Source organism: Paludisphaera rhizosphaerae, from assembly GCF_011065895.1.
Taxonomy (GTDB): domain Bacteria; phylum Planctomycetota; class Planctomycetia; order Isosphaerales; family Isosphaeraceae; genus Paludisphaera; species Paludisphaera rhizosphaerae.
The window spans coordinates 87,405-94,156 of the sequence record NZ_JAALCR010000025.1; the positions used below are offsets into that span (position 1 = coordinate 87,405).

The 6,752-nt window shown below is 69.7% G+C and carries 6 protein-coding genes; 4 read left to right on the top strand and 2 right to left on the bottom strand.

Annotated features, from left to right (window positions below; all coding sequences use genetic code 11):
• The first annotated feature begins 11 nt into the window (after positions 1 to 11).
• Together G5C50_RS25435 and G5C50_RS25440 are read left to right on the top strand one after the other, a co-directional pair.
• Positions 12 to 1,367, top strand: a complete 1,356-nt coding sequence (locus G5C50_RS25435; RefSeq protein ID WP_165073786.1) for a DNA cytosine methyltransferase — start codon at positions 12 to 14, stop codon at positions 1,365 to 1,367.
• Positions 1,294 to 1,797: a very short patch repair endonuclease gene (locus tag G5C50_RS25440; RefSeq protein WP_165073787.1), complete on the top strand. Its 504-nt coding sequence runs from the start codon at positions 1,294 to 1,296 to the stop codon at positions 1,795 to 1,797. Before G5C50_RS25435 ends, G5C50_RS25440 begins: the two co-directional genes overlap by 74 nt.
• Here the strand turns inward: G5C50_RS25440 and G5C50_RS25445 are convergent.
• Positions 1,719 to 2,480, bottom strand: a complete 762-nt coding sequence (locus G5C50_RS25445; protein WP_165073788.1) for a DUF4058 family protein — start codon at positions 2,478 to 2,480, stop codon at positions 1,719 to 1,721. The genes G5C50_RS25440 and G5C50_RS25445 overlap by 79 nt on opposite strands.
• Before the next feature lie 91 nt (positions 2,481 to 2,571).
• Positions 2,572 to 3,954 (bottom strand): Calx-beta domain-containing protein, encoded by a 1,383-nt coding sequence (locus G5C50_RS25450; RefSeq protein WP_165073789.1) that lies wholly within the window; start codon positions 3,952 to 3,954, stop codon positions 2,572 to 2,574.
• Between the two features lie 135 nt (positions 3,955 to 4,089).
• On the opposite strand from G5C50_RS25450, the gene G5C50_RS25455 reads away from it, so the two are divergent.
• A complete protein-coding gene (locus tag G5C50_RS25455; RefSeq protein ID WP_165073790.1) occupies positions 4,090 to 5,631 on the top strand; it encodes a hypothetical protein in 1,542 nt (513 codons plus the stop codon).
• Between the two features lie 20 nt (positions 5,632 to 5,651).
• Entirely contained in the window at positions 5,652 to 6,707 is a 1,056-nt protein-coding gene (locus G5C50_RS25460; RefSeq protein WP_165073791.1) for an NAD(P)H-dependent flavin oxidoreductase, read from the top strand.
• The last annotated feature ends 45 nt before the right edge of the window (positions 6,708 to 6,752 follow it).

Below are 6,752 nucleotides of genomic sequence, written 5' to 3' on the forward strand. Positions count from 1 at the left end.
ATCGGCATCGCATGAGAAGTCATCGATCGAATCCAGATCCGCCGCCGGTCGCCCCCTCATCCGGCCCTGCGGGCCACCTTCCCCCGCGAGGGGGGAAGGCCGTTGCGGACTCGGAGGACCTCGGCAAGACGTTCTGCGAGTTCTTCGCGGGGATCGGCCTGGTGCGGGAGGCGCTGGGGGCTTCGGGGTGGTCGTGCGCTTATGCGAACGACGTGGACCCGAAGAAGCGGAGGATGTACGTCGGCCGGTTCGGGGACGACGGGCATTTCCACCTGGGGGACGTCTGGGACACGGCCGAGGCGGTCGCTCGGATCCACGGCCGCCCTGCGCTGGCGACGGCCTCGTTCCCCTGCGTGGACCTCTCGCTGGCGGGGCGCGGGAGGGGCTTCGAGGGGACGCATTCGTCGACGTTCTTCGGCTTCGTGAAGGTGCTGGAGGGGCTGGGGGAGCGTCGGCCGCCGATGGTCCTGCTGGAGAACGTGGCGGGGTTCTTGACCTCGGCCGGGGGCAAGGACTTCGAGGCCGCCGCGAGGGCCCTCGCCGGCCTGGGCTATCGGCTGGACGCCTTCACGCTGGACGCGGCGATGTTCCTCCCCCAGAGCCGGCCGAGGGTGTTCGTGGTGGGCGTGGACGAAAGCGTGGAGCCGGTCGGAGCGGTGGCTCAATCCCCCTCGGGCTGGTTCGGCGACGCCTGGTCGGAGCGGGTCACATCGGCCGATCGTCGGATTCGGCCCCCTCGCCTGACGGATCTGATGCGGTCGATCGAGCTGCCCACGGGCTGGATCGCCTTCGACGTCCCCGCGCCGGGGGAACGCCCCACGCATGTCTCGACGCTCATCGATCGCGACGACGGCCAGGACTGGTGGGACGAGGCGGCGGTCTCGAAGCATCGGGACATGATGCACGACCGCCACCGCGAGCGGATCGAGGCGGCCCAGGCGTCCGGCGAGACCTTCGTGGGGACGATCTTCCGCCGCAAGCGCGATGGCCGGACCCGCGCCGAGGTCCGCTTCGACGGCGTCGCCGGCTGCCTGCGGACCCCTCGGGGCGGCAGCGCTCGGCAGATCGTGGTCGTGGTGGAGGACGGTCGACTCCGGATGCGCTGGATGTCCCCCCGCGAATACGCCCGCCTCCAGGGGGCGCCGGACTTCCCCCTGGCGCCGAACGCCGTGCAGAGCCTGTTCGGATTCGGCGACGCGGTCTGCGTGCCGGCCGTACAATGGATCGACCGCCACGTCCTGTCGCCGACGTTCGCGGCGATGGAGCCGTCGTCAGCCCGGTGGAGGACGCCCGTTGGCCGACAACCTTACGCCCGACCAGCGCCGGCGGACCATGCAGGCGGTGAAGGGGAAGAACACGTCGCTTGAGCGCAAGGTCTCCTCGGCCTTCCACCGCCGGGGCTGGCGCTATCGACGCAATTACAAGTCATTACCCGGCAAGCCCGATTTCGTGTTCACGAAAGCCAGGGTCGCCGTGTTCGTCGACGGCGACTTCTGGCACGGCTGGCGCTACCCGCAGTGGAAGCACAAGCTGTCTTCCGACTACTGGCGGGCCAAGATCGAGCGCAACCGCGCCCGCGACCGCCGCAACTTCGCCGCCCTCCGCCGCCAGGGCTGGCTCGTCCTCCGCCTCTGGGGCCACGAGGTCGACAAGGACCTCGAAGCCTGCGTCAACCGCGTCGCGGCCTTGCTGGAACGGGCGCGGGGAGCGGCGATCGTTCACCCCCGTTTGGGGACCAGCGAGGAAGCCCACTCGGCGTCGTCGGGGGAGAGCGACGGGTCGGGGGAGCCTTCGTAGATGAAGTCCTCGTAGGCTGAGGCGTCGTACACTCGGTGGAGGATCGCCTGGAGGTCGAGTTTCGCCGGCGGGTCGGGCCGTCGGAGCGGGACGGGGATCTCCGGTAGCGGATCGCGCAGGCCGATCGGCCAGAACCCGGCGCGTGGGCGGCCGTCGGCGTGGCTGACCAGCACCGAATAGGAGCAAGGCGGCCGATCCGCCTCGGGCATCGGCCGACCGCCGCGCAGCAGGTCGATCTCCACCAGATGCGCCGCGCTTCCCAGGACCTTCTCGCGACGAGCCAGGTAGGTGAGCCGATCCTCGCGTTTGTTCGACGGGCTGAGCAATTCGACGACCGCCACCAACTCGCCGGAACGGGTCTCGCGAATCTCCAGGTAGGCGATCCGTTCGACTTCCTGGGCCAGGTGCTCGACCTGCACCGGTGCGGCGACGTCGAGCACGGCGACGCCCCCCTCGTCGGTGGGGCGAGACGTCGCGACCAGGATGTCGGGTCGCAGCCGCACCGAGGTGGATTCGCCTGGCGGTTCCTGGACGTAGACGTGCCGCTCCAGCAGCGCGAAGTACTTCGGGCGGATGAGAGTGACGAGTTTCTCCTTGAGCCCGTGGAGAAACTCGACATGAAAATCCGGCCAGAGCGCGGGCTGCTCCAGGTAGGGGTTCATGCCCGGAAACGGCGAAGGCATCGACTTGCCCTCCGGCTTGAGGGGGACGGCAACCCCATGATACCGCCGGACGACGCGACCGGCCAGCGATGGGCCGCGTGCCTCCGCCGCCTCACGCCAGGGCGTTGGCGACGGTCGGGCTGGCGGCGTTGATTCGCTTGTAGCCGGCGGAGGTCCAGGCCCAGAGGCCGTCCGTTCCGGCGTCGACGAAGACGACGCCCGTGGCGAGGTTGACCAGGAGGGACTGAACGGTTGAGGCCGTCGCCTGCTGGAAGCCGGTCGACGCGGTGTAGGTCGAGACGCCGCTTGCGCCGAGGTCCAGGTAGAGCATTCCGCTGACGTAGGCCATCGACCGCGGGTCGGTCGTGCTGATTCGGTTCCAGCCGGCGACGGTCGAGTAGGTCCAGAGGCCGAAGCCGCCGAAGTCGGTGTAGAGGACGCCTCCGCCGGCGGTGATCGCGCTGGGCATGGCGGCGTTGATCTTCTTCAGACCGTCAGCCACCGACCAGCTCCAGACGCCGTCGAGACCCTCGTTCAGGTAGAGAACGCCGACCGCGGCAGCCATGTTCCTGGGGTACACGTCGGCGATCTTCAGCCAGGGCTTGGCGTCGTTGTAGCGCCACAGGCCGTTGCGCGTGAAGGCCACGTACACGTCCAGGGTCTGGGGATCGACGGTGATCGACTGCGGGTCGACGTCGCTGAGCTGCTTCCAGCCCTTGGATTCGCTGTAGCGCCAGAGGCCGTTGGCGCCGAAGTCGGCGATGACGACGTCCTCGGTGTAGGTCGAGGCGTTGAAGACGACGACCTGCTGCGCGTCCATCGTCGAGATCTGCCGGAGGCCTCGCAGCGAGTCCCACGCCCAGAGTCCGTTGGCGCCCAGGTCGACGTACGCCATCCGGTTCGCCGAGGAGACGACCGCCTGGGGATCGACGTCGGCGATCTTCTGGAAGCCCTGGACGGCGTCGTACGACCAGGTCCCGAACTTGCCGTAGTCGAAGAAGCTGAGGGCCTGTCGGCTGGCGGCCTCGTCGTCGGCGATGTAGACGATCGACGTCGACGCCCCCGCCAGGCCCGCCGAGGAGGGGCCCAGGATCGACCCCGACGAGGGATCGTACAACTGAACGGTGAAGCTCTTGATGGGGGCTTCCGCGATCTGGTCGTTGATGACGCTCACGGTGAAGGTCGTCGACGTCTGGCCGGCGGCGAACGAGAGCGTCCCCTGGTAGGCGACGTAGTCCAACCCCTCCAGCGCCGTATCGCCGACCGTCTTGACCTTCACGGTCGCCGGCGACGAGAGGTCGCCCGAGCGCGTGACGATGAACGTCAGCTTCCCGGCCGACTCCGCCACCGTTCGGTTCGTCGCGCCGGAGAACTCGAAGACGGAGGTGACCGCCGAGTTGAGGACGTACTGGGTGAGCAGCCGCCGCCCCTCCAGCGATTCCAGGGTCGGCGCAATGTGGCGGGACCGTCGCGAACGTCCGTGCGCAGGCGTCATGCCGAGGCTCCATCCCAGGTGCGTCGGCGGCCGTTCTCGCGTCGTCGTCCGTCGGACGCACCCCGGCCGCCGTCGCGATCATAACCATTCGGGGCGGCGTCCGCCACAGGTTGTGCGGCTCCATCGACGCAACCCTTGCGACCGTACTGGTTGGGGAGCACAATCCAGGGAGATTTCCTCGTCGAGAAAGGGGAAGGCGTGATGCGGACGCTGGCCTGGGGCGTATTGGCGGCGGTGGGCGTGGCCCTGATGGTTGCGACGCATCGCGACCGCATGGCGATCGACGGGGACGCCCCCTGGGCGACGGCCCTGATGGTGGTGGGCGACCAGAAGCCGCCCGACGCCCCCGAAGGCGTCAAGTCGTTGCGAGCCTGGGCCGTGGCGACGCCCGCTTCCGACGTCGCCCGCGCGGTGGCGAAGGCCCTCTCCGGCGGCCGCGAGAAGGTCGCCGAGCTGATGACCATCGCCGCAAGCCCCAAGCTCGTCGCTCTGCCGCCCGATGAGATCGAAGCCCTCAAGCCCTGGCTCCGATCGGGACGACTCCCCGCGCCCGATTCGGCCGAGGTTCTGGCCGGGTCTGAGACGCCCGACGACGACCTGCTCCTCGACGGTCGGACGCTCAAGGTCGTCGGCCGGCTCCGACCCGACGTCGCCCTGTTCGCCCCGTCATACGTGATTCCGACCGGCGAGCTGATGGATGAGATCGTCGAGTCGGAGGATACGACGGCCGTGGAGGCGGTTTTGCTCCGGCTCCCCGATCAGAAAGGCCCGCGCGGGCCGCTGGCCGAGCGATTGGCCCAGACCTATCCGTCGAAGCACTACCGCCTCGTCACGCCCCGACTGCATGCGACGTTCGACGCCTTCGCGCTCTACTTGCTCGGTCAGGCGATGCTCCTTCTGGGGGGCTCGGCCTTGCTCTTCGCGCTCTATCGACGGCTGGCGTCGTCGGGGGTGATTCCGATCCTGGCAGCGCCTCTGCGAGAGATCGTCGGCCGACCCGGACTGTACTGGACGCTGCACGTCGGCTACTTCGGCCTTTACCTGGCGGCGGCCCTGGTCGGCCACGCCGTCCCCGAGGTGAACGACCTGCTGGCGACCTCGCTGGGGGCCGAGCTTGGGGACAGCGGCGGAGGCCCGCTGGCCGTGGCCGCACGCGCGTACCGGACCGGCAGCATCCCTTTCGCGGCGCTCGTCACGTTCCTGGTGAACTACCCGCTGGGGACGCTCGCGGTCATCACGGCGCCCTCGCTGATCATCCCCGGCTCCGGCCTGCTGACGGCGATGCTCCGGGCTTCGTTGTGGGGGCTGCTGCTGGGGCCGACGGAGTCGATCATGGCGGCGCGGCTGATCCCCCACAGCGGCACGCTGCTGCTGGAGGGCCACGGCTACATCCTGGCCGCGTTCTTTGGCGTGCTCGTCCCGATCTATCTCTTCGGCAAGGGACCGCTCTCCCCTCCCAAACCCGAGCCGCTCGACGAGTTCCAGGTCTGGAGCAGCCGAGAGCCCGAGCCCCCCGCCCCAGACGAGCCGCCCCCGCCGCCGCCGCGTCCGAGCTTCTGGGGCCGCTTCGGCCAGGCGCTCGCGATCAACCTCCAGGGGAGCGTCCTCGTCGCCATCGTCCTGATCGTCGCCGCCCTGTACGAGGCCTACGAAGTCATTCGCTTCGCGGGGCTTTGACCATCGAGAGGGACGCTCCATTGGACCCATGGCTTCGCAGGCTGGGCCTCGAGGCGCCGATCATCCAGGCCCCGATGGCCGGGGTGTCGACGCCGGAGATGGCGGCGGCGGTCTCGAACGCCGGCGGGCTCGGGTCGATCGGGGTCGGCGCGGTCGACGCCGAGGGCGCGCGCCGGATGATCGTCGCCGTTCGGGCCGGCACGAATCGCCCGTTCCAGGTCAACGTCTTTTGCCACAGGCCGGCCGTCGCCGACGCCGCTCGCGAGGCGTCGTGGCTCGCCCGGCTCACGCCCGATTTCGTCCGCTACGGCGCGGAGCCTCCGGCCCGGCTGACGGAGATCTACCAGTCCTTCCTGACCGACGACGCCAAGCTCGCGGTTCTGCTGGACGAACGCCCGCCGGTGGTCAGCTTCCATTTCGGCCTGCCGTCTCCCGACCGGATCCAGGCCCTCCGCGCCGCGGGGGTCGTGCTGCTGGCGACGGCGACCAATCTGGAGGAAGGTCAGGCCGTCGCCGCGGCCGGGATCGACGCCGTCGTCGCCCAGGGGTATGAGGCGGGCGGGCATCGCGGCGTTTTCGACCGCGATGCCGACGACGAGCAACTCGGCACAGTCGCGCTGACACGGCTGCTGGCGCAGAAGCTCGACGTCCCCGTGATCGCGGCCGGCGGGATCATGGACGGGGCCGGGATCGTTGCGTCGCTGGCGCTGGGGGCGGTCGCCGCACAGTTGGGCACGGCGTTCATCGCCTGCCCCGAGTCCTCCGCCGACGCCGGCTACCGCGCCGCGCTCCTCGGGCCGGGGGCCGGGCAGACCGTCATGACGGCCGCGATCTCGGGCCGCCCCGCCCGGTGTCTTGCGAACCGCTTCACCGCGATCGGCCGGAGCGTCGAACGCTGGGACCTCCCCGATTATCCGATCGCCTACGACGCCGGCAAGGCGCTCCACGCGGCCGCGAAAGCGACAGGCGAATTCGGCTACGGCGCCCAGTGGGCCGGTCAGGGCGCCCCGCTCGCCCGCTCACTTCCCGCGGCCGAGTTGGTCGCCCGGCTCCGGGGGGAGATGAAAGGGGTGTAGGCTTTGTCGTATGGATCTGCCATTTGCGCCGGACGAGACGCCGAT

Bases quoted from the DNA above. Each gene is read 5' to 3' on its own strand.
- G5C50_RS25445 (WP_165073788.1), bottom strand. From the start codon at position 2,480: ATGCCTTCGCCGTTTCCGGGCATGAACCCCTACCTGGAGCAGCCCGCG.
- G5C50_RS25450 (WP_165073789.1), bottom strand. From the start codon at position 3,954: ATGACGCCTGCGCACGGACGTTCGCGACGGTCCCGCCACATTGCGCCG.
- G5C50_RS25435 (WP_165073786.1), top strand. From the start codon at position 12: ATGAGAAGTCATCGATCGAATCCAGATCCGCCGCCGGTCGCCCCCTCA.